This is a genomic window from Maricaulis sp. (assembly GCF_039978735.1).
Lineage (GTDB): Bacteria > Pseudomonadota > Alphaproteobacteria > Caulobacterales > Maricaulaceae > Maricaulis.
Window position 1 is genome coordinate 1 of the sequence record NZ_JBDWAS010000002.1, and the last position, 19843, is coordinate 19843.

General features: G+C 64.9%; 21 protein-coding genes. 10 read left to right on the forward strand and 11 right to left on the reverse strand.

Translation table 11 applies throughout. From position 1 onward, the window contains the following. Window positions 1-240 precede the first annotated feature (240 nt). Together ABJO18_RS00395 and ABJO18_RS00400 are read left to right on the forward strand one after the other, a co-directional pair. Window positions 241-897: a metal-dependent hydrolase gene (locus ABJO18_RS00395; RefSeq protein ID WP_348508280.1), complete on the forward strand. Its 657-nt coding sequence runs from the start codon at window positions 241-243 to the stop codon at window positions 895-897. Between the two features lie 150 nt (window positions 898-1047). Further along, window positions 1048-2340, forward strand: coding sequence for a hypothetical protein (locus ABJO18_RS00400; RefSeq protein ID WP_348508281.1), 1293 nt, complete (start codon window positions 1048-1050; stop codon window positions 2338-2340). 60 nt (window positions 2341-2400) lie between these two features. On the opposite strand, the gene ABJO18_RS00405 is transcribed toward ABJO18_RS00400, so the two are convergent. After that, window positions 2401-3885 (reverse strand): peptidase S10, encoded by a 1485-nt coding sequence (locus ABJO18_RS00405; RefSeq protein WP_348508282.1) that lies wholly within the window; start codon window positions 3883-3885, stop codon window positions 2401-2403. Window positions 3886-4126: 241 nt separating this feature from the next. Continuing rightward, a complete protein-coding gene (locus tag ABJO18_RS00410; RefSeq protein ID WP_348508283.1) occupies window positions 4127-4903 on the reverse strand; it encodes a hypothetical protein in 777 nt (258 codons plus the stop codon). A 98-nt stretch (window positions 4904-5001) separates the two neighbouring features. Between ABJO18_RS00410 and rlmJ the strand changes: the two genes are divergently transcribed. The 4 genes from rlmJ (at window position 5002) to ABJO18_RS00430 (ending at window position 8818) form a co-directional block, all read left to right on the forward strand. Continuing rightward, entirely contained in the window at window positions 5002-5931 is a 930-nt protein-coding gene (gene rlmJ, locus ABJO18_RS00415; RefSeq protein ID WP_348508284.1) for a 23S rRNA (adenine(2030)-N(6))-methyltransferase RlmJ, read from the forward strand. Window positions 5932-6210: 279 nt separating this feature from the next. Next, on the forward strand, window positions 6211-7134 hold the full coding sequence (locus tag ABJO18_RS00420) for an ABC transporter ATP-binding protein (protein WP_348508285.1): 924 nt from the start codon (window positions 6211-6213) through the stop codon (window positions 7132-7134). Then, on the forward strand, window positions 7134-7895 hold the full coding sequence (locus ABJO18_RS00425) for an ABC transporter permease (RefSeq protein ID WP_348508286.1): 762 nt from the start codon (window positions 7134-7136) through the stop codon (window positions 7893-7895). Before ABJO18_RS00420 ends, ABJO18_RS00425 begins: the two co-directional genes overlap by 1 nt. Window positions 7896-7903: 8 nt before the next feature. Next, window positions 7904-8818 (forward strand): PhzF family phenazine biosynthesis protein, encoded by a 915-nt coding sequence (locus tag ABJO18_RS00430; protein WP_348508287.1) that lies wholly within the window; start codon window positions 7904-7906, stop codon window positions 8816-8818. On the opposite strand, the gene ABJO18_RS00435 is transcribed toward ABJO18_RS00430, so the two are convergent. The 4 genes from ABJO18_RS00435 to ychF all read right to left on the reverse strand — a co-directional run bounded on the left by ABJO18_RS00435 (window position 8812) and on the right by ychF (window position 12669). Next, window positions 8812-9690, reverse strand: coding sequence for an enoyl-CoA hydratase-related protein (locus ABJO18_RS00435; protein ID WP_348508288.1), 879 nt, complete (start codon window positions 9688-9690; stop codon window positions 8812-8814). The genes ABJO18_RS00430 and ABJO18_RS00435 overlap by 7 nt on opposite strands. Before the next feature lie 49 nt (window positions 9691-9739). Continuing rightward, window positions 9740-10984, reverse strand: coding sequence for a multidrug effflux MFS transporter (locus tag ABJO18_RS00440; RefSeq protein WP_348508289.1), 1245 nt, complete (start codon window positions 10982-10984; stop codon window positions 9740-9742). A 94-nt stretch (window positions 10985-11078) separates the two neighbouring features. Continuing rightward, a complete protein-coding gene (locus ABJO18_RS00445) occupies window positions 11079-11516 on the reverse strand; it encodes a group III truncated hemoglobin (RefSeq protein ID WP_348508290.1) in 438 nt (145 codons plus the stop codon). Window positions 11517-11571: 55 nt separating this feature from the next. After that, complete coding sequence (gene ychF / locus ABJO18_RS00450; RefSeq protein WP_348508291.1) at window positions 11572-12669, reverse strand: redox-regulated ATPase YchF; 1098 nt, start codon at window positions 12667-12669, stop codon at window positions 11572-11574. Window positions 12670-12785: 116 nt separating this feature from the next. Here ychF and ABJO18_RS00455 point away from each other — a divergent pair, with 116 nt between their 5' ends. Then, complete coding sequence (locus ABJO18_RS00455; protein WP_348508292.1) at window positions 12786-13457, forward strand: hypothetical protein; 672 nt, start codon at window positions 12786-12788, stop codon at window positions 13455-13457. Window positions 13458-13465: 8 nt separating this feature from the next. On the opposite strand, the gene pth is transcribed toward ABJO18_RS00455, so the two are convergent. From pth to lgt, 5 genes are all read right to left on the reverse strand, one after another. After that, a complete protein-coding gene (gene pth / locus ABJO18_RS00460; protein WP_348508293.1) occupies window positions 13466-14068 on the reverse strand; it encodes an aminoacyl-tRNA hydrolase in 603 nt (200 codons plus the stop codon). A gap of 98 nt (window positions 14069-14166) precedes the next feature. Beyond that, the gene (locus ABJO18_RS00465) at window positions 14167-14814 is read right to left on the reverse strand and encodes a 50S ribosomal protein L25/general stress protein Ctc (RefSeq protein WP_348508294.1); all 648 of its coding nucleotides are present in this window, start codon (window positions 14812-14814) and stop codon (window positions 14167-14169) included. A gap of 163 nt (window positions 14815-14977) precedes the next feature. Next, window positions 14978-15910 carry a ribose-phosphate pyrophosphokinase gene (locus ABJO18_RS00470; RefSeq protein WP_348508295.1) on the reverse strand — a complete coding sequence of 311 codons (933 nt, stop codon included), beginning with the start codon at window positions 15908-15910 and terminating at the stop codon, window positions 14978-14980. Window positions 15911-15982: 72 nt separating this feature from the next. Continuing rightward, entirely contained in the window at window positions 15983-17065 is a 1083-nt protein-coding gene (locus tag ABJO18_RS00475; protein WP_348508296.1) for an SAM-dependent methyltransferase, read from the reverse strand. A 3-nt stretch (window positions 17066-17068) separates the two neighbouring features. After that, the gene (lgt, locus tag ABJO18_RS00480; RefSeq protein ID WP_348508297.1) at window positions 17069-17950 is read right to left on the reverse strand and encodes a prolipoprotein diacylglyceryl transferase; all 882 of its coding nucleotides are present in this window, start codon (window positions 17948-17950) and stop codon (window positions 17069-17071) included. Window positions 17951-18064: 114 nt separating this feature from the next. On the opposite strand from lgt, the gene ABJO18_RS00485 reads away from it, so the two are divergent. The 3 genes from ABJO18_RS00485 to proC all read left to right on the forward strand — a co-directional run bounded on the left by ABJO18_RS00485 (window position 18065) and on the right by proC (window position 19840). Next, complete coding sequence (locus tag ABJO18_RS00485) at window positions 18065-18373, forward strand: accessory factor UbiK family protein (RefSeq protein ID WP_348508298.1); 309 nt, start codon at window positions 18065-18067, stop codon at window positions 18371-18373. Between the two features lie 97 nt (window positions 18374-18470). Then, a complete protein-coding gene (locus tag ABJO18_RS00490) occupies window positions 18471-18974 on the forward strand; it encodes a YbjN domain-containing protein (protein ID WP_348508299.1) in 504 nt (167 codons plus the stop codon). Between the two features lie 8 nt (window positions 18975-18982). Then, the gene (proC, locus tag ABJO18_RS00495; protein ID WP_348508300.1) at window positions 18983-19840 is read left to right on the forward strand and encodes a pyrroline-5-carboxylate reductase; all 858 of its coding nucleotides are present in this window, start codon (window positions 18983-18985) and stop codon (window positions 19838-19840) included. The last annotated feature ends 3 nt before the right edge of the window (window positions 19841-19843 follow it).

Consider the following 19843-nt stretch of genomic DNA (forward strand, 5'->3'; position numbering starts at 1 on the left):
GCACAAACTCCCGCCGCTCATCCATCGCACAAACCTCGCGCCAGACCATCGCCGCCTCCTGTCCAAGAGACGAAATCCAAGCCACAAGGTGTCAACCATGTCTCCGAACACCCGTTAATGATGTCCCCGGGCTGAACAACAAGGCCGGGGGAAGTGGCGCTGGGCGCGAAAAGAGCCGCCTCTCACCTTGCCTGCGTCTGCACAGCCCCTAATCTGGGCCCGGACAGGGGAGGGCATCGCATGTTCGTCGGTCATTACGGTCCGGCCTTTGCCGGCAAGGCAGTCGCGCGTTCGGTGCCGCTATGGACGCTTTTCCTGGCGGTGCAGCTGGTCGATGTGGCCTGGGGCATATTCGTCGCCAACGGCATCGAGAACATGCGCATCGTGCCGGGCTTTACCGACGCCAATGCGCTCGATCTCTACGACATGCCGATCACCCATTCCCTGCCGGGCGCGCTGGCCTGGTCGGTGGCGGCGGGGCTGGTCTATGCGATCTGGGCGCGGCGCGAGAAGGTGCGGGGCGGGCTGGTCGTCGGCGCGGCCGTCTTCTCCCACTGGATACTCGACCTTCTCGTCCACGTGCCCGACCTCCTGCTCTGGCCGGGCGGACCGCGCGTCGGGCTGGGCCTGTGGAACAATTACCCCGTCGCCCTTGCACTGGAGGCCGCTGTGCTGGTCTTCGGCTTTCTGCTCTACATGCGCGTGACCGAGGCAAAGGGCCTCATCGGCCGGATCTGGCCCTGGGTCTTCCTGGTCCTGCTGGGCGTGGCGGAGATCGCCAATCATGGCGGCCCGCTGCCGGAAAGCCCGGCAGCCTTCGGCTATTCCGCCGCCGTGACCTTCCTCGTGCTGACAGGACTTGCCGCCGTGTGCGACCTGACGCGGCGGGCGCGTTAGGGCAGCAATATGCCCCATGCCGGCCTGTTCCGGAAAATCCCGCAAGGGTTGTTAACCCGGCTTAATCGCTTTCAGGCGAGTGTCGCGTGAGCGTGCGGAGACGCGTCCGCACGTTCTGTGAAACCGCCTTACCCAGGAAGCGTAGAGCTCATGCGCCAAGTCTTTCGTTGCCGCCTGTTCGCTGCAGCCCTTGTTCTGCTGGCGGCAGCCTGTTCGGGCCCGGTCGAGACGGGGGCCCATGGCGAGGACCTGGTGCGGTTCTACCGGATGCAGGCGTCTTTCACGCATCTGGATAGCGGCGAGCCGGTCGAGTTCGACTATGTCGTCGCCTGCGGCGGGATCTTGATGGAGGCGTGGCACACCACGCCGACGCAATTCTTCACCCGCACGCCCCTGGCCATGTTCATGGCGGCGCCGAATGGCGAGGCGGTGGCGCTGCGCACGGTCGATATGTGCGAGGACTGGCTGTGGGAGGAGGGCCGTGTCCCCTACGATCTCTTGCCCATGCTGCTGCACTATCCGGATGTCGAGGATCTGGGCTTTGCCATCGCTTACCGGTCCGACGACGCCTATCGCAGCCCCTATGCCAAGTTTGCCTTTAATGGCGCGTCGGTGACGCCGGCCACACGCGATGACTGGCGCGCCTGGCGCCGCCACGCCCGCCGGGAATACGAGCAGATCGGCGGCTTGCCAGGGCCGCACGGATACAGCTGGGAATGGGAGCCGGATGATGGGGCGGCGGCGGCGCACCGAAACAGGTCCGGCACAATTGCTGGTCGCTTTAGCGAGAGCGGTACTTGTTGCGCAGGCCGTGTTCGGTTGTCCGATGCCGTGCGGGCGATCCTGGCGCCTTTCGCCGCCGAAGTTGAACAGCAAAGCCCTTCGGAACGCTTCTGGGTTATCCCGCCAAGCGGGGTGCGTCAGGCTCTGATCGATGCGGGCCCGGTTTTCGATGGCCATGAATTCTACGACTACGACTTTCCGGAAAGCGTGCTGCGATCGATCGGGATGCGGACTTCGACCGGCGGCGGCCGTGTTGACGATCGCAATAGGGGCCGGCCGATGTATCAGCCGATCTTCCCTGTTCTGCCTGCGGCCAGGGCCCGGGGCGATGAAGCCTATGATCTGGAGGGCGGGGAGGTCTATGTCCGCCGCCTCCTGACAGCGCCGGAATGGCAGGGCTTCGGCTTTTACGGCGATGTCGAGGTTGACCGGCAAAAGCTGGAAGACTGGGCAGCGGGGCGTGTCCGGGAACTCGCACTGGGTGAGGTCCCGCCGGTCTGGTTTCGCGACTACGAAGGTCGCGGGCGCTCGGAGTTCAACATCTACATAGACGATGAGCTTGTGGCCGTCGACTGGTGGCGGCACGCAAACCAAAACATCATGATCCTCGATCGCGAGGGGTGGCTCTACCTCCACGCGTTCGAGGGGCCGACCCGATAGGGAGCTGGCTGCCGCAAACGGCGGGGACATGGCGATTTGATACCACATCCCCGCCTCGCATTAGTTCGCAATCAGTGCGCGCACATCGGCCGTCGAGGCTTCCAGCGACGGTTCGTGCAGATACATCATGTGGCCGGCTTCGTAGTAGCGGAACTGGACGCGATCCTGGTCGAAGCCGGGCTGGTTGAACATCAGCTCGGCGGCGAAGAAGGGCGTGGCCAGGTCGTAATAGCCCTGGGCGACCAGCACTTTGAGATCGGAGTTCTGGCGCATGGCGCGGGCGATCCACGGGGCGACATTGATGTAGTTATTGTTGCCCGAGCGGCCGGCATCCCAGTTCCAGCCGCGCACGCCGCCGATCACCGTGTAGAATTCGGTCATGTCGACGCCCAGCGTGCGGGTGAAATAGTCCAGCATGGCGGCGGTATAGCTGCCGTCGATGCCGTAGAAGCTGGGATCGGTTTCCGGATCCTCGCCGACACCGTCGACCTCGACACCGGTGAAGCGGGCGTCCAGACGGCCCACTGACACGCCTTCATCGCGCATCAGCTCGCGCTGGAAGCGGCGCAGCGAGACGCGCATATTGGCGCGGGTGAGGAAGTCTTCCGACAGGCCGGTAAAGCGCGACAGCTCGCGCACCACGCGCGCCTGGCGGTCGGCCGGCAGGGTCACGCCATGCATCAGGGCCGGCATGTATTCCTCGATGGCGAAGGTGCGCGCCTCGGCGAGGAAGGCCTCCAGATCATTATTCCAGGCCGAGCGGTCGACCTGGTTGTGATACCAGGCGGTGGCGGCAAAGCCCGGCAGCAGGCCGACATAGCCGATATCATTGCCCTCGGACGTGTCGTCATAGCGGAAGTCCAGCACGGTCGAGATCAGGGCGACGCCATTGATCGCGACATCGTTGAAACTGCCTTCCAGCTGGTTCAGCAGCGAGCCGATACGCAGCGTGCCATAGCTTTCGCCCAGGAGGTATTTCGGCGAATTCCAGCGCCGGTTTTCGGTCAGCCAGATGCGGATGAATTGCGCCAGGCTTTCGCCATCCTCGTTGACGCCCCAGAAATCGTCGCCCTCGCTCTCGCCCAGCGGACGGCTCCAGCCGGTGCCGACCGGATCGACGAAGACGAGATCGGCCACGTCGAGGATGGAATGCGTGTTCTCGACGATGTTGTAGGGCGCCGCGCCATCGTCCTGCGCATTCGGCAGGGCCACGCGCTGCGGGCCGAACATGCCCATGTGCAGCCACAGGCTGGCCGAGCCCGGCCCGCCATTGAAGACGAAGGCGACCGGACGCGTGCGCGGGTCGGCATGGCCGTCGGCGATGTAGGTGGTCGAGAAGATCGAGGCGGTCGGATTGCCGTCGGCATCGCGCAGATAGGTCTCGCCGGCGGTGACGGTGTAGCGCACCCGCGTGCCGTTGGCGTTGACCTGGCCGGTGCTCTCATAGACGCGCGGCTCGGGGATGTCGCCCCCGGAATTCTCCTGCGCCTGAACGGTGGTAGCCAGAAGCACCGCGCCCAGCGCGGCAGTCATCAAGCGGATCATGCCTGTCTCCCCAAATTGACGTCGCCGCGACCCTAAGCGCCAATCCGCCCGGCGGGAAGACCGGGTGTGCGGCGGTAATGTTGGGTGGGTGGAAATAGCATCTGTCCTCCCTCTCCCTCGGGGAGAGGGATCGAGGGAGAGGGGGGAGGCACAGGCCGCGCGCGGTCCGGCAATGCCGGGGCTTCCCCCTCATCCGCCCCTTCGGGGCACCTTCTCCCCAGGGGAGAGGGGGAGGGTGTCGTCACTTCTTCTTCTCCACCAGCAGCGTTTTCGGGCGGCGCTCGCGGGCGGTCTTGAAGAGCTGGAAGCTCTGGTTCACGAAATTGGTCACGTCGACGATGGAGCGCATGAAGCTTTCCAGCTCCGGCGTCTTCTCGGCTTCGACCAGGCGCACCGGCGCGGCCGGATCGCCGCCCTCGAAGCGGACATATAAGAGCGGTTCGCCGCGCTTGAGCACCAGATCCTTCTCCAGATCGTGCCACTCGAACGCCCACATGTGCTGGCGCGGCCAGATATCGGCGGGGAAGCGGCCGCACAGCATCACGCCCGGCCGGGCCTGGGTCTCGTAGTGCAGGAAGGGCGGGAACTGGTTGATGTAGAGCGGCTCGTCGGAAATGAAGACATAGGGCGTGACCAGCTGGATCATCGGCCGCTCGGGATGGCGCCACTCATTGGGCGGCGACAGGACGAGGATCTGCTGCAGACCGGCCGGGCGGGTCGAGGCCTGCGGCCCGTCGACATTGGTCAGCTGCATCTGGCCCTGGGCATTGCGCACCATGCGCAGGCGCAGGTCGACCGGGCAGGGGATGGCGAAATGCCGGCGGTCGAACTCGATCGCGGCGGGGCAGGACAGGGCCGATTTCGAGGTCGCCGGCCGCGGATGATCGAAACTCACCGGTTTCGGTGCGTCCCAGATCAGGCTCGTCTTGTCGTCCTTGAACAGCCAGCCGGCCTTGTAGACCCGGCGCGGCCCGCGATCCGCCTCGTCCTGCATCCGGCGATAGAGTTTCACGAACATGCGGTCTGGCCCCCTCCGTCTTCACGCGCCCTTAAAGGCTAGGCCAAAGCCCGGCCGGTTGCGAGGCGGGTTTTCAGCATGCCCCGCCGATGCGGGCGATGGAAACGCCGCCGGAGAAACGCTATAGCGCTGGCATGAATTACCGCCACGCCTTCCATGCCGGAAACTTCGCCGACGTGCTCAAGCACTGCGTTCTCGCCCTGTGCCTGGAGCATCTCAAATCCAAGCCCAAACCCTTCCGGGTGATCGATACCCATGCCGGGATCGGTGGCTATGACCTCGCCTCCAGCGAGGCCGAGCGCTCGCCGGAATGGAAGGACGGGATCGGCCGCCTGCTGAACGCCGACATGCCCGAAGCCGCCGCCGAGGCGCTGGCGCCCTATCTCGATGTGGTGCGCGCACTCAATCCGGACGGCATGCGCCACTATCCCGGCTCGCCGGAAATCTCCGCCCGGCTGTCCCGCGCCGACGACCGCATCCATCTGTGCGAGCTGCACGAAGCCGACGCGAAGACGCTGGACGACCGCTATCGCCGCGATGCGCGGGTGAAGGTGGAGCGGCGCGACGGCTACAAGGCGCTGAAAAGCCTGCTGCCGCCGAAGGAAAAGCGCGGCCTGGTGCTGATCGATCCGCCCTTCGAGGATCGCGACGAGCTGGCGCATATGGCCGAGGCCGTCACCGGCGCGTTCGGGCAATGGCCGACCGGCACCTATATCTTCTGGCGCTCGCTGAAGAACCTCTGGGCCGCCGACCGGTTCGACAACGGGCTCGCCGAATGGCTGATCGCCGAGAAGGGTATCGAGCCGGAGAAGATCCTGCGCGCCGACCTCTGGGTGCGCGACCTCGCCAGCGAGGGCAAGCTGGCCGGTGCCGGCGTGGTCGTCGTCAACCCGCCCTTCACGCTGGAGGAAAAACTCCTCGCCCTCATGCCCTGGCTCGCCGACACGCTGGCCCAGGGCGACGGATACGGCTGGCGCGTCGATGGCGGCCTGACCGACGAGGATGTGGAGGAAGGGCTGGAGGAATAGGGAAGGCGTGCCTGTTCAGCCAGATTTGTTTTCCCCGGACTTGTTCCGGGGCCTGCCAATACCGATGACCCTGATGGGGATCGGCGATTGAGGGGCAACGCATTCAGAGCGACCTGTCTCCCGTGCCAGACCCCGGAACAAGTCCGGGGGAAGCAGGCGGTCGCGAACAAAAAAACTCAGGGAAAACCCGTCCTTCTAGGGTTGAATCGTCCGCGCCTCTCCCCAACTTAGGCGCTCCACGCCATTTTGGCCTCCCTTATCCGGAAGGCGCCTTTCCGCATGTCTTCAATCATATCCATTTCGGGTCTCTCGAAGACCTATCAGGGCGGGTTTACCGCACTGAAAACCGTCGACCTTGACATCGAGAAGGGCGAGATCTTTGCCCTTCTGGGCCCGAACGGGGCCGGCAAGACCACGATGATCGGCATTGTCTGCGGGCTCGTCACGCCGACGACCGGCACGGTCACCGTCGATGGTCACGACATCCTGCGCGACTTCCGCCAGACGCGTTCGCGCATCGGCCTGGTGCCGCAGGAGATGTCGATCGACATGTTCGGCACGGTGAAGGCGGCGGTCTCCTTCTCGCGCGGCCTGTTCGGCAAGGCACCGGACCCGGCCTATGTCGAGCAGGTGCTGAAAGACCTGTCGCTGTGGGACAAGAAGGACTCGGAGATCCGCGCCCTGTCCGGCGGCATGAAGCGCCGGGTCATGATTGCCAAGGCGCTCGCCCACGAACCCGACATCCTCTTCCTCGACGAACCCACGGCGGGCGTCGATGTCGAGCTGCGCCAGAGCATGTGGCAGGTCATTGGCCGGCTGCGCGAGCGCGGCGTCACCATCATCCTCACCACCCACTATATCGAGGAGGCCGAGCAGATGGCCGACCGGGTGGGGGTGATCAACAAGGGCGAGATCGTCGTGGTCGAGGAGACCGGCACGCTGATGCACAAGATGGGGCAAAAGCGTCTCACCCTGTTGCTGGCCGAACCGCTGAGCGAACTGCCCGAGGCGCTGAAGGCCGACGGGCTGGCACTGGCGGCCGACGGTACGGCGCTGCATTTCGACTATGACACCCAGGCCGAACGCACCGGCATCACCACGCTGCTGGCCCGGCTCAACGAGGCCGGCCTGTCCGTGCGCGACCTGGAAACCAGCCAGAGCTCCCTCGAGGAGATCTTCGTCGGCCTGGTGGGAGGCAAGTGATGAATTTCCGCGCAATCGCAACCATCTACCACGCCGAGATGGCCCGCACCGGCCGCACGCTGATGCAGTCGGTGCTGGCGCCGGTGATCTCCACCTCGCTCTACTTCGTCGTCTTCGGCGCCGCGATCGGTTCGCGCATCGAGGAGATTGACGGGGTCGGCTATGGCGCCTTCATCGTGCCGGGCCTGGTGATGATGATGATCCTGATGCAGAGCGTCTCCAACGCCGCCATCGGCATCTACTTTCCCAAATTCACCGGCACGGTCTACGAGATCCTCTCCGCCCCCGTCTCGGCCTTCGAGATCGTCATCGGCTATGTCGGGGCGGCGGCGACCAAATCGCTCATCCTCGGTGTGCTGGTGCTGGCCACGGCCGCTTTCTTCGTGCCGCTGGAGGTACAGCATCCGCTGGCGATGCTGGCCTTCCTGGTGCTGACTTCGGTGACCTTCTCGCTGTTCGGCTTCATCATCGGAATCTGGGCCGACAATTTCGAACAGCTGAACATTGTCCCGATGCTGATCGTTACGCCGCTGACCTTCCTGGGCGGCAGTTTCTACTCGATCTCCGTCCTGCCGCCCTTCTGGCAGACCGTCACCCTGTTCAATCCGGTCGTCTATCTGATCTCCGGTTTCCGCTGGAGCTTCTACGGCGTGTCCGATGTCGATGTCGGGATCAGCCTCGTGGCGATCCTCGGCTTCTTCCTGGCGTGCCTGGCGATCGCCTGGTGGATGTTCCGCACCGGCTACCGGCTGAAGAATTAGGGCACGAAATGTCACTGCAATACGACATCTATGATGTGTTTACCGGGCATCAATGGGCGGGCAATGCGCTCGCTGTTGTGCACGGTGCCGACGGTCTCGACGATCATGCGATGCAGGCCATCGCCGCCGAGTTCAACCTCTCCGAGACAGTCTTCATCACCGAGCCGAGAGGGCGCGAGGCCGACTGGGGCCTGCGCATCTTTACCCCGGTGAGCGAACTGCCCTTCGCCGGCCATCCGACCGTCGGTGCCGCTGTTGCGCTGACCCTGAAGAGCGATGCAAAGGACGGCGATGTGCGCCGTTTCGTGCTGGAGGAAACCGTCGGCGACATCACCGCCGACGGCCGCCGCAACGGGCCGCGCCACGGCTCCGCCCGCTTCTTCGTGCCGCGTCTGCCGGAACAGGTTGGCGATCTGCCGGAGTTTGACGGCATTGCCGCCGCGCTGGGGCTGAAGCCGGGCGATCTGATGGACACGTCGGTGCAGGGCGGTATCTGGTCGGCCGGTGTGCCGTTTGCCATTGTGCCACTGCGCAATGCCGGGGCCCTGCAGTCGATCTCGCTCGACCCTGTCGCCTTTGCCGACGTGTTCGGCGGCGAGCGGCCGGTCGGGGTCTATTGCGTCGTCAAGGCCAGCGAGACCGAACACACGACCGACTGGCGGACCCGCATGTTCGCCCCGCATCTGGGCATCATGGAAGATCCGGCGACCGGTGGCGCCGCCGCAGCCTTCGCCGGCCTGATCGCCGAACAGGCGGGCCTGGGCGATGGCGAGCACTCGGTCAGCCTCTACCAAGGCGTCGAGATGGGCCGGCCCAGCCATATCCGCCTGCGCCTGCGCATCGAGGCCTCACGGCTCACCGAGCTGATGATCGGCGGCGATGCGGTGAAAGTCGCCGAGGGCACGCTGCTGCTCGATCAGTAGGCGTCTTCGCCCTCATCCCACCAGGGATACCAGGGCGGCATGTCTTCGGAGACGCGCAGCGGAAAGTCCGGCTGGCGCTTTTCCAGGAAGGACATGACGCCTTCCTTCGCGTCGGCGCCCATCCCGGCATGGAGAATGCCCTGGGTCTCGATCCGGTGGGCATCCATCGGATGCCCGGAGCCCAGCATTCGCCAGGCCATGCGGCGCATCAGCGAGACCGAGACCGGGGCGCACTTGTCGGCGATCAGACGGGCCCGCTCGCGCGCTTCGGCCATCAGGTCTTCCGCCGGCACGACCCGGGCCACCAGCCCGCTCTCGAAGGCTTCGGCGGCGGTGAAGGTCCGCCCGGTCAGCCCCCAGTCCATCGCGGTGGAAATCCCCACCACGCGCGGCAGGAACCAGCTGGCACAGCCATCCCAGACAATGCCTCGCTTGGCGAAGGGATAGGCGAATTTCGCCTCCATCGAGGCCAGTCGGATATCCATCGGCAGGATCATCGTCGCGCCGATCCCGACCGCTGCGCCATTGATGGCGCCGATCACCGGCTTGACGCTGTCCCAGATGCGCAGGTTCAGCTTGCCGCCCTTGTCGCGCCATTTGGGGTCTTCCGGATCGAACTCCCCGCTCTGGGTTTCGTCGGCGACGCGGTTGAATGTGTCGGCGCCGGTCGACAGGTCGGCGCCCGCACAGAAGGCCGGGGACTCGCCGGTGACGATGACGGCGCGCACATTGTCGTCGGCATCGGCTTCGTCAAAGGCGGCGATGATCTCCTCACCCATTTCCAGGGTGAAGGCATTGAGCCGGTGCGGCCGGTGCAGCGTGATCGTCGCGATCTGCTCGTCGACCGCATAGCGGATGGTCTCGAATGACATGGACGTCCTCCCTCTTGCCGCCCAGAATGACCGGCCGGGGCGGGCAGGGCTAGTCTTCCCAGTCCTCGACCACTGCAAACAGCTTGCGGCGCTCGGTGATGTAGACAATCACCAGCGCGATCGCCGACATCATCGCCTGGCCGGCAATCAGCGGCACCGGCGTGCCGTCATAGAGATGGCCGATATAGCCGCCGATCGCCGCGCCCACCACGCCCGTCACGAAGCCGTAGGCGGCCGAGGCCGTACCGGCGATATGACCCACCGGCTCCATTGCCAGGGCCGAGAAATTGGCCGCGATCAGCCCCATGAAGGCCATCGCCGAGGCGAGCAGCACGAGGAAGACATAGAGATTGTCGACGCCCGACATCAGGATGATCGTGTGCGCGATACTGATCACGGTAAAGGCGACGAGGGCCCCGTGCGACAGGCGCCGCTGGCCCACCCGCATCACCAGCCGGGAATTGGCGTAGCTGGTCACGCCGATCCCGCCCGCAATCGCCGCGAAGGCGAGGGGAAAATGCGCGTCGGACAGGCCGAAATGGTCGACGAAGACCTGTTGCGACGTGCCCAGGAAGCCGTAGAGCCCGCCGAAGAAGGGCATGGCGGCCAGCGTATACCCGACCATCAGCCGGTGACGGGTGGTCTCCATGAAGGTCGATATCGTCGACTTCAGGCGCAACGGTACCCGGTATTCCGGATGCAGGGTTTCCGGCAGGCGCAGCTGCAGCCAGGCGATCAGGCCGATGCCGAACAGGATCAGGAAGCCGAAAATCCAGCGCCAGGGGGCGAAGGTCAGGATGATCTGGCCCAGCGTCGGGGCCAGCACCGGTACGGCCATGAAGGCGGTCATCACCATCGACATCACTTCGGCCATGCGCCGGCCGGAGGTGAGGTCACGGGCGATGGCCACGCCGATCACCCGGCAGGCCGCGGCCGCAGCGCCCTGGAAGAAGCGGGCGACCAGCAGCAGGCTGTAGGAGGGCGAAGCCGTGCAGACAATCGTCATCAGGATGAAGAAGACGAGCGACCAGATGATTACCGGCTTGCGGCCGAAGCGGTCCGACAGCGGGCCGTAGAACAGCTGCGCCGCGCCGAAGCCGGCCAGATAGCTGGTGATCACGAATTGCTGGTCATTCGCCTGCGCCACGCCGAGGTCGCCGGCAATATCGTCCAGCGCCGGCAGCATCATGTCGATCGCCAGGGCCACGACAGAGGTCATCGCCACCAGGAGCGCAACCAGTTCGAACAGCGGAAGCGGCAGCGTCTCGCCCGCCGGGCGTTTCGGTGAAGTCATGGCGGTCTCCGGGGATCGGCGCAGAAAAGCGCACACCCTCACATGCGACTTGCGGCCTGAAAGTGCAAGTCGTGCGCATGCATGTCTGACCGGCTTATTCGTATGGCGAATAGAAAAGCTGCAGTTGGAAGCTCTTGGCGATCCGGTTCGCCCGGTCGAGGAAAGCGGCCTTGGCGGCCTCGCTCGCACCGATCTCGTCGAGCGTCTGCTCGAACAGGCCGAGCCAGCGGGAAAAGTGCTCCGGCGCGATATCCGGCTTCAGCTTCACATGCGCCGGCATGGGCCGGCCGGAATAGCCGCCGTCATGGAAGACAATGGCCGACCAGAAGCGCTTCATCGTGTCCAGATGCGGCTCCCAAGTGTCGCCGATCGCCTTCTCGAAGATCGGACCGAGATCCGCATCGGCACGGACATGCCCGTAGAAGGTATCGACCAGATCGGAGACGGTCTGGGCGGTAATGCCCATGGCAGCCGCTTCGGCGCGAGCCGCCTCGCGGGCCTCGGTGGCGCGGAGAGAATAGTTCGCAGACATCACGCCTCACTTAGGCAGCCCGGCGTCCGATTGCGATGCGGTGGTCTGACGCAGATCAGACGTTGAAGCGGAAATGCATCACATCGCCGTCCTTGACGATGTATTCCTTGCCTTCCGCCCGCATCTTGCCGGCTTCCTTGGCCGCGCTTTCACCGCCGCAGGCAACGAAATCCTCGTAGGGGATCGTCTCCGCGCGGATAAAGCCCTTCTCGAAATCGCCGTGGATGACGCCGGCGGCCTGCGGCGCGGTCCAGCCCTCGCGGATCGTCCAGGCACGCGCTTCCTTGGGGCCGACCGTGAAATAGGTCTGCAGGTCCAGAAGCTTGTAGCCGGTGTGGATCAGGCGATCGAGACCGGCCTCTTCCAGACCCAGCGTCTCGAGATATTCCGCACGCTCCTCGTCCTCCAGCAGGGCCAGTTCGCTCTCGATCTTGGCCGAGATCACGACGGCCTCGGCGCCTTCTTCCTCGGCGCGCTTGAAGACGAGTTCGGAATAGGCATTGCCGGTGGCGGCGGAGTCTTCATCGACATTGGCGATGAACAGGACCGGCTTGGTGGTCAGCAGCTGCAGGCCGCGCCAGGCCTTGCGCTCTTCCTTGGGCACGTCTGCAAAGCGCGCCGGGCGGCCATTGTTCAGCTGTTCCAGAGCGAGGTCGATCAGGGACAGGGCAGCCTTGGCTTCCTTGTCGCCGGTCTTGGCCCTCTTTTCCAGATTGGCGCGGCGCTTTTCCAGGCTTTCCAGGTCGGCCAGCATCAGCTCGGTCTCGACCGTTTCCAGATCGGCGAGCGGGTCGATCTTGTTGGCGACATGGGTCACGTCGTCATCGTCGAAACAGCGCAGCACATAGGCGATGGCATCGGTCTCGCGGATATTCGCGAGGAACTGATTGCCCAGGCCTTCACCCTTGGACGCGCCGGCCACAAGGCCCGCGATATCGACGAAATTCATCCGCGCCGGGATGATTTCCTTCGACCCGGCAATCTCGGCCAGCTTCTTCAGGCGCGGTTCCGGCACGGCGACATCGCCGACATTCGGCTCGATCGTGCAGAAGGGATAATTCGCTGCCTGCGCCGCCGCCGTCTGGGTGAGGGCGTTGAACAGGGTCGACTTGCCGACATTCGGCAGACCGACGATGCCGCATTTGAATCCCATGATGGATGTCCCTTGCTGGTCCGAGCGCGCCTTATAAGAAGAATGGGCCGCGGGGTCGACTGTCGTGTCAGTGGGGTGGGAGATGTTTCTTCCCCACTTCGTGGGGAAGTGGGCCGATGCGCAGCATCGGGTCGAAGGGGCCGGCGCGTCAGCGCCGGGAGGCGGCGGAGCTTGTCTCAAGCATAACGCCGCTGACGCGGCGCCCCTCCGTCTCGCCGCCTTGCGGCGATCCACCTCCCCATGGAATGGGGAGGAAAGGCGATCAGGCTGCCCCAACTATCCATCGTTTGCTTGCCGAGACGACGCCGTATCCGCTTCTCGCCGTCAAGGGGTATACCCGCTTTGCGGCCCTTCGGGCCCTTGACGGCGAGAAGCGGATACGGCCAGCTGGCCAACAAGCCAAGTATGGAATGTTGCGAGCGACGCTCGCAGTCTTGGCGCATGTCTCCAGCAACGTGAGAAGACGATTGTCGCGATCAAAGGTCTTGAAAACGCTGATGTTTGAACAGGACCGCGGGCTAGCGTTACTCGAGGTTGATCCCCATACAGCACGCCGGACCGCTGATGCTCGCCGAGAACGATTTTATCAGAATCTAGTTTTGGTCGATGGCACAGGCGAGCTGATCCGTTCAGTGCATGTTCCGCCAGTCACACGAATGCCATCCTATTTGGTCGATCTGAAGCTCTTGGATGGGGGCGTCGAGATTACGGATTTCAGAGGTTATCGCTACGCATTTGATATCGCGACCGAAACTGTATCTCGCCTCGATCATATCGAAAAATACTGAAATAGAGTTCAGTCGTCCGGCCGGCCGCGCTTCACCGGCTCTGGCGCCGGCGCCTTGTGCGTCACGCGGGTCTGGAAGGCGTCGAATTCGCCCTTCGCCAGCAGGTCGAGACTGTCGGCGATGGCGTCGAGGAGGTCGATCAGCCAGTCTTCCTCGGCCTTGGCGAAGTCTGACAGGACATAGCCGGTGACCCGGCCCTTGTCGCCCGGATGGCCGATGCCGATGCGGGCGCGGCGGAAGTCCGGACCGATCTGGGCGGTGATCGACTTGATGCCGTTATTGCCGGCCGCACCGCCGCCGGTCTTCATGCGGAACTTGCCGGGCGCCAGGTCCAGCTCGTCATGGAAGACGACGACATTCTCCGGCGCGACCCTGTAGAAGTTCGCGGCCTCGCCGACGGCGTGACCGGAATTGTTGTAGAAGGTCTGCGGCTTGATCAGGAGCAGTTTCTGCGAGCCGATCACCAGTTCGCAGGCCTGGCTCTGGAAGCGCTTGCGCCAGGGGCCGGCGCTCCAGGCATTCGCGATCACGTCCAGCGCCATGAAGCCGACATTGTGGCGGTTGCGCAGGTATTTCGGTTCGTAATTGCCGAGGCCGGCGAGGATCATCATCGGCGTCTGCTCCCGTCATTGCGCAGGCCGGATATGAAATCAGCGAAGCCGGGCCCGGCTTCGCTGATTGTACGCTCCAGAAATGTCGCGGCGAGTGACTACTCGTCGTCGCTCTTCTGGTTGATGACTTCCGGCTCGGCCGGGGTCGCATCTTCGTCTTCGGCTTCCGGCGTCAGCACGGCGCGCGAACCCTGCAGGGTGGCGACGGTGAAGTCACGGTCGGTGATGGTGGAGGTCACACCCTTCGGCAGCGGAATGGCCGAGATGTGGATGGAGTCGCCGATATCCAGGCCGCTCAGATCGGCTTCGATCGATTCCGGGATGGCGCCGGCCGGGCAGTTCAGCTCGACCACGTGGCGGACCACGTTCAGCACGCCGCCACGCTTCAGGCCCGGGCACTTCTCTTCATTGATGAAGTGAACGGTGACTTCCACGTCGATCCGGGTCTTTTCGGTCACGCGGAACAGGTCGATATGCATCGGGGCGTCGGACACCGGGTGGAACTGGATGTCGCGGGCGATGACCTTCTGGCGCTTGCCTTCGTGCTCCAGCTCCATCATGTGGGAGATGAACTGGCCGGTCAGCAGGGCCTTGCGGATCTCGTTACCGCGCAGGTTGATGGAAACCGGATCCTGGTCGCCGCCATAGAGGACGCCCGGGACCAGATCTTCACGGCGCGCCGCGCGGGCTGCGCCCTTGCCGGTGCCTTCACGAACGTCGACGTTGAGAACGATGTTGGAGCTCATCGGTCCTGTTCCTTAAATGCAAACGCCGCCTCCAGCCGGATTAGGGCGGGCGGCGATCTGTCATGGCCTCGTGCCACAGTGTTATTTCGAGCGGCGGGCTATAACCGATCCACAAGCGCCGCGCAACCGCGACGGCAGGGAAGAGTCAGCGAACGCGCGCGGTTCAGTCGAACAGCTTGGAGACCGACTCGTCATTGGCGATCCGGCGGATCGCTTCGCCGAGCAGAGGGGCGACGGAGAGGCGGCGCACCTTTTCGGTCTGGGTGGAGTTCGGCGGTTCGAGAATCGAGTCGGTGACCACCAGTTCGCGCAGCTGCGACTTGGCCACCCGGCCCTGGGCGTCCTTGGAGAGAACGCCGTGGGTGACATAGGCGGACACTTCGATCGCGCCCTTGGCCAGCAGCGCGTCGGCGGCGTTGACCAGCGTGCCGCCCGAATCGCACATGTCGTCGAACAGGATGCAGCGGCGGCCTTCGACCTCACCGATGATGTTCATCACTTCTGCCACGCCGGCCTTGGGGCGGCGCTTGTCGACGATGGCGATCTCGGCATCGAGCAGCTTGGCCAGCGCGCGGGCCCGCACCACACCGCCGACATCCGGCGAGACGATCAGCAGATTGTCGGTCTGGTAGCGCCGGCGGACATCGTCCTCGATCACCTTGGTCGCGAAGAGATTGTCGGTCGGGATATCGAAAAAGCCCTGGATCTGGCCGGCGTGCAGGTCGACCGTAAGCACGCGGTCGGCGCCGGCCTTGGCGATCAGATTGGCGACCAGCTTGGCGGAAATCGGCGTGCGCCCGCCAGTCTTCCGGTCCTGCCGGGCATAGCCGAAATAGGGGATGACCGCCGTGATCCGCCGCGCACTGGCACGCACCAGCGCATCGATGCAGATCAGCAGTTCCATCAAATGGTCATTGGCCGGCGAGGAGGTCGACTGGATGACGAAGACGTCTTCGCCCCGCACATTCTCGTCGATCCGCACGAAAATTTCGCCATCGGCGAAGCGTTCGATCTCGCTCGCGCACAGGGGCGCATCCAGGTAATCGGCAATCGCTCTGGCCAACTCGCGATTGGCCGTTCCCGACATCAGTTTCATGGCTGGTGGTCCCCGGCAGTCACACTCGCGCGCTGATTAACAGACGCACGCCGGGGATTGAAGCTGAAATGCTCAGCGTGCGGTGAATCCCGGCGGGGACGGCAGGCCATCCGCGTCGAGGCAGACGAGTTTGAACAGCGTGCCCATCTGCTCCGGATCGGTCAGCCGCCAGACCTGGCGGGCGAAGACCGCGCGCTTGTCCGGCGCCGCCTGGCACAGCGCGGCGGCACGCGCCTCCAGCCCCAGTCCGATGAGGAAATCGCCCTGGGTCACCGGACCGCTGACGGCCAGTCCTGCCGCGCGTGCGGCGGCGGCGAGGCTTTCGAAATCGACACGGGCGGTGAGGTCGGCCGTGCCCGGGTTCTCGAGGGGCGGTACTTTCTTATGAGCCTTGACGGCCTGCAGCGTATCGCCGGTCTCGCTCGTGGCAGGACCATAGTCGATGAAGAGGGCGCGGCCGGGCGCATCGGCAAAGCGGGCGGCCAGCGCGTCGACGACCTGGCGGTCGCCGGGCCGCAATTTGACCAGGCTGTCTTCCGGCGCATCGCGCAGGCGGTCGGGAATGAGATCCGCATCGGCACCCAGCGGCGGTCCGAGCACGAAGATGAAGGCCGCGTCCGCGTCCAGCCCGATCATGCGTTCATGCCAGTCATCGCCGCGGCGGATGGCCTGGCGCACGGGCAGGCAGTCGAGGAATTCATTGCCCAGCACGATGGCCGGTCCCGGCGGCACGCTCTCCAGCCGGTCGACCCAGCGGATCTGCGCGCCGGTCGGACCCAGCGTCTGTGCCTGCACGGCCTTCAGCGCGGCCGAGGCCTCGATCAGCACCACATGCGCCGCATCCATGAAGCCGGGCACCGTGCGGGCCGCGCGTAGTGCATCCGCCATCATCGTGCCGCGGCCGGGGCCCAGCTCGACGAGCTGGAAGGCCGCAGGCTTGCCCATGTCCATCCAGGACTGCGCCGCCCACAACCCCATCAGTTCGCCGAACATCTGGCTGATTTCCGGTGCGGTGATGAAGTCCGCCCCGGCGCCGATCGGGTCCTTGGTGGCGTAGTAGCCGTCGCGCGGATCGAACAGCGCTTCGGTCATGAAGGCGGCGATGGACATCGGACCCGTCTGGCGGATCCGGTCACGCAGGCGGTCGGCAATCATCGCTCAGGCCCTGGCGGCTGCTGCGGGTTTGAGGGCGCGATGGATCAGCCAGATACCGGCGGCAATCATCGGCAGCGAGAGCAGCATGCCCATGGTGACATAGCCGCGCAGGGCTTCGGGCATGTGGGCATCCGGCTCGCGCACGGTTTCCAGCAGGGCCCGGAACAGGCCGTAGCTCAACAGGAAGAGGCCGGCATTGAGACCCGGCTTCTCCAGCGAGCGGAATTTCCAGGTCGCGATATTGACGATGGCGAACAGGGCCAGGCCTTCCAGCGCCGCCTCGTAAAGCTGGCTGGGATGGCGCGGCGTGCACAAGGGGTCGGTGGCAAAGCGCAGGCCCCAGGGCAGATCGGTCGGCCGGCCCCACAGCTCGCCATTGATGAAGTTTGCCAGCCGGCCGAAGAACAGACCGATCGGCGTCACCACCGCGGCCGCATCGGCGATGCGCATCAGGTCCAGCTTCTCCCGGCGGGCAAAGATGAAGAGCGCCAGCGAGACGCCGATCAGCCCGCCATGGAAGGCCATGCCACCATCGGTAATGCCCAGCACGATGTCCTGCGGGCGTTCCCAGATCATGTCGGGCATGTAGAAGATGACATAGCCCAGCCGTCCGCCGACGATGACGCCCAGCGTGGCCCAGATCAGAAGATCGTCCACCTGGGTTTCCGTGAAGGGCGCCTTCGGCTTCTTCGTGCCGGCCGGATGCCAGATCTGCGGCCGACGGGCGAGGGCGATCATGTAGCGCCAGCCGATCAGCAGGCCGGCGATATAGGCCAGGGCGTACCAGCGCAGGTCGAAGCGCAATTCCATGCCGAACAGGTCGAACGGGCCGATCGTGAACAGGATGGGGTCGATCAGGTCGAAGCTGGGCGGACAGAATTCCATGAATGACTCAGCGGGTTGCGGGTGGCACATGCAGATGTGACGGATCGGCGCGTTGCGCTTTTCCGCCATGGGCCGCATATAGGTGGCCGTTCGTCACTCTAATGGCTTTCTTTGATGCAAACGCGCAACCCGCTTCTGAATGATTTTGCCGATCTGATGACCGACGCCTTTGGCGCCGCACAGGCGATGGGCGAGGAGGCTCGTGCTGTTTTCCGGGCACGCGCGGATCGGATGATTGCCGACATGGATCTGGTGAGCCGCGAGGAATTCGACGCCGTGAAGGCGGCGCTCGACGATTCGCGGGCCGAGATCGACGCGCTGAAAGCCCGTATCGAGGCGCTGGAAACGCCAGCCAAGCCGAAAACGGCGAGCCGCGCGAAGAAGCCGGCCGCGAAGGCCCGCGCGCCGAAATCCACGAACTGACGCGGCCGCACACGCCGCTTTTTATTGCGCCTGACGCAGCGCGGTCATACCGTCCATGCACGGTGTGACTCGCAGCGCAGACGAAGGAACGTACTCCATGGACCTCCTGTCAGATGAATTCGCACCCTCTGTCACCGACCCGCTCGACGCGGTCGAACAGGCGGTTATTGCCGAGCAGTATCCTTACGATCGCGACGAGATGGGCGAGCTGCACCTGACGGCTTCCGGCGCTTGGCGCGATCACCAGATCTGGTTCGCCTGGCGTGAAGAGCTTGAAGCACTCCACATCTGTTCCAGCCTCGACCTGAAAGTGCCGTCCAACAAGCTGCGCGATGTCTGCGAACTGGTGGCGCGCCTGAACGAGAAACTGTGGCTGGGCCATTTCGACGTCTGGTTCGAGGACGGCTCGATCGTCTATCGCCACGCCCTGTCCCTGCCCAATGGCGAGACCGTGTCGCCGGCCCAGGCGGCCGCCATGATTTCGGCTGCACGCGAGGCAGGCGAGCGCTTCTATCCGGCCTTCCACTTCCTCGTCTGGGGCGGAAAGAATGTCGAGGAGGCGGCCGCGGCCGCCATGTTCGAGACGGCAGGTGAGGCCTGAGGCGCACCATGTCGAAGATTGAAAAGATTGCCCTCATCGGCGGGGGTCATATGGGCGGGGCTCTCGCCGCCGCCTGGCTGCGCGGTGGCAAGCGCGCCAAGGTCGCAGCCGAAAACCTCATCGTGGTCGACCCGTCGCCGGGCGAAACCATCCAGGCACTCGCCGAGAAGCACGACTTCATGATCAGCGAAGCGCTGAGCCTCGAGCAGGCCGAGCGGGCCGATCTCGTCGTCCTGGCCATCAAGGTGCAGGCCGCCGACACTGTCGCCGCCCATCTCAACCAGGTCATGCGCGACGAGACAGCTTTGCTGTCTACGATCGCCGGCGTATCGCTGAACCGCCTGGCGCTGGCCTTCGGCGACCGGCCGATCATGCGCGCCATTCCCAATACCGCCTCGGAGATCGGGGCCGGGGTGACGGTGTGCGTGGCCAATGAGGCCGGCGATGCGCTGGAAGCGGAAATCACGCGCCTGCTCAAGGGCGCGGGCAGTGTGGAATGGGTGCATGACGAACGCCTGATCGGTGCCGTCGGTGCCGTGTCCGGGGCCGGTCCGGCCTATGTCTTCCTGCTCGCCGAAGCGCTCGCGGGCGCCGGCGTGGCCGAAGGCCTGCCGCGCGATCTGGCCGAGCGCCTGGCGCGCGAAACGATCGTGGGCGCCGGGGCGCTGCTTGCCTCGTCGAAAAAGTCGCCGCAGGAATTGCGCCGGGCCGTCACGCCGGTCGGGGGCACAACCCAGGCTGCGCTCGATGTCCTGATGGGCGGCGGCGGCGGTCTGCCCGAGCTGGTCCGCCAGGCCGTTGCCGCGGCCGAGCGCCGCTCCCGCCAGCTCGCCGCCAATAGCGGCAATGGCGGCCGCGAGCGCTAGGGC

Bases quoted from the DNA above. Each gene is read 5' to 3' on its own strand.
- ABJO18_RS00475 (WP_348508296.1), bottom strand. From the start codon at position 17,065: ATGATTGCCGACCGCCTGCGTGACCGGATCCGCCAGACGGGTCCGATG.
- ABJO18_RS00430 (WP_348508287.1), top strand. From the start codon at position 7,904: ATGTCACTGCAATACGACATCTATGATGTGTTTACCGGGCATCAATGG.
- rlmJ (WP_348508284.1), top strand. From the start codon at position 5,002: ATGGAAACGCCGCCGGAGAAACGCTATAGCGCTGGCATGAATTACCGC.
- ABJO18_RS00470 (WP_348508295.1), bottom strand. From the start codon at position 15,910: ATGAAACTGATGTCGGGAACGGCCAATCGCGAGTTGGCCAGAGCGATT.
- ABJO18_RS00490 (WP_348508299.1), top strand. From the start codon at position 18,471: ATGGACCTCCTGTCAGATGAATTCGCACCCTCTGTCACCGACCCGCTC.
- pth (WP_348508293.1), bottom strand. From the start codon at position 14,068: ATGATGATCCTCGCCGGCCTCGGCAATTACGAACCGAAATACCTGCGC.
- ABJO18_RS00420 (WP_348508285.1), top strand. From the start codon at position 6,211: ATGTCTTCAATCATATCCATTTCGGGTCTCTCGAAGACCTATCAGGGC.
- ychF (WP_348508291.1), bottom strand. From the start codon at position 12,669: ATGGGATTCAAATGCGGCATCGTCGGTCTGCCGAATGTCGGCAAGTCG.
- ABJO18_RS00425 (WP_348508286.1), top strand. From the start codon at position 7,134: ATGAATTTCCGCGCAATCGCAACCATCTACCACGCCGAGATGGCCCGC.
- ABJO18_RS00395 (WP_348508280.1), top strand. From the start codon at position 241: ATGTTCGTCGGTCATTACGGTCCGGCCTTTGCCGGCAAGGCAGTCGCG.
- ABJO18_RS00455 (WP_348508292.1), top strand. From the start codon at position 12,786: ATGCGCAGCATCGGGTCGAAGGGGCCGGCGCGTCAGCGCCGGGAGGCG.
- ABJO18_RS00445 (WP_348508290.1), bottom strand. From the start codon at position 11,516: ATGTCTGCGAACTATTCTCTCCGCGCCACCGAGGCCCGCGAGGCGGCT.
- ABJO18_RS00465 (WP_348508294.1), bottom strand. From the start codon at position 14,814: ATGAGCTCCAACATCGTTCTCAACGTCGACGTTCGTGAAGGCACCGGC.
- ABJO18_RS00440 (WP_348508289.1), bottom strand. From the start codon at position 10,984: ATGACTTCACCGAAACGCCCGGCGGGCGAGACGCTGCCGCTTCCGCTG.
- ABJO18_RS00405 (WP_348508282.1), bottom strand. From the start codon at position 3,885: ATGATCCGCTTGATGACTGCCGCGCTGGGCGCGGTGCTTCTGGCTACC.
- ABJO18_RS00485 (WP_348508298.1), top strand. From the start codon at position 18,065: ATGCAAACGCGCAACCCGCTTCTGAATGATTTTGCCGATCTGATGACC.
- ABJO18_RS00435 (WP_348508288.1), bottom strand. From the start codon at position 9,690: ATGTCATTCGAGACCATCCGCTATGCGGTCGACGAGCAGATCGCGACG.
- proC (WP_348508300.1), top strand. From the start codon at position 18,983: ATGTCGAAGATTGAAAAGATTGCCCTCATCGGCGGGGGTCATATGGGC.
- lgt (WP_348508297.1), bottom strand. From the start codon at position 17,950: ATGGAATTCTGTCCGCCCAGCTTCGACCTGATCGACCCCATCCTGTTC.
- ABJO18_RS00400 (WP_348508281.1), top strand. From the start codon at position 1,048: ATGCGCCAAGTCTTTCGTTGCCGCCTGTTCGCTGCAGCCCTTGTTCTG.
- ABJO18_RS00410 (WP_348508283.1), bottom strand. From the start codon at position 4,903: ATGTTCGTGAAACTCTATCGCCGGATGCAGGACGAGGCGGATCGCGGG.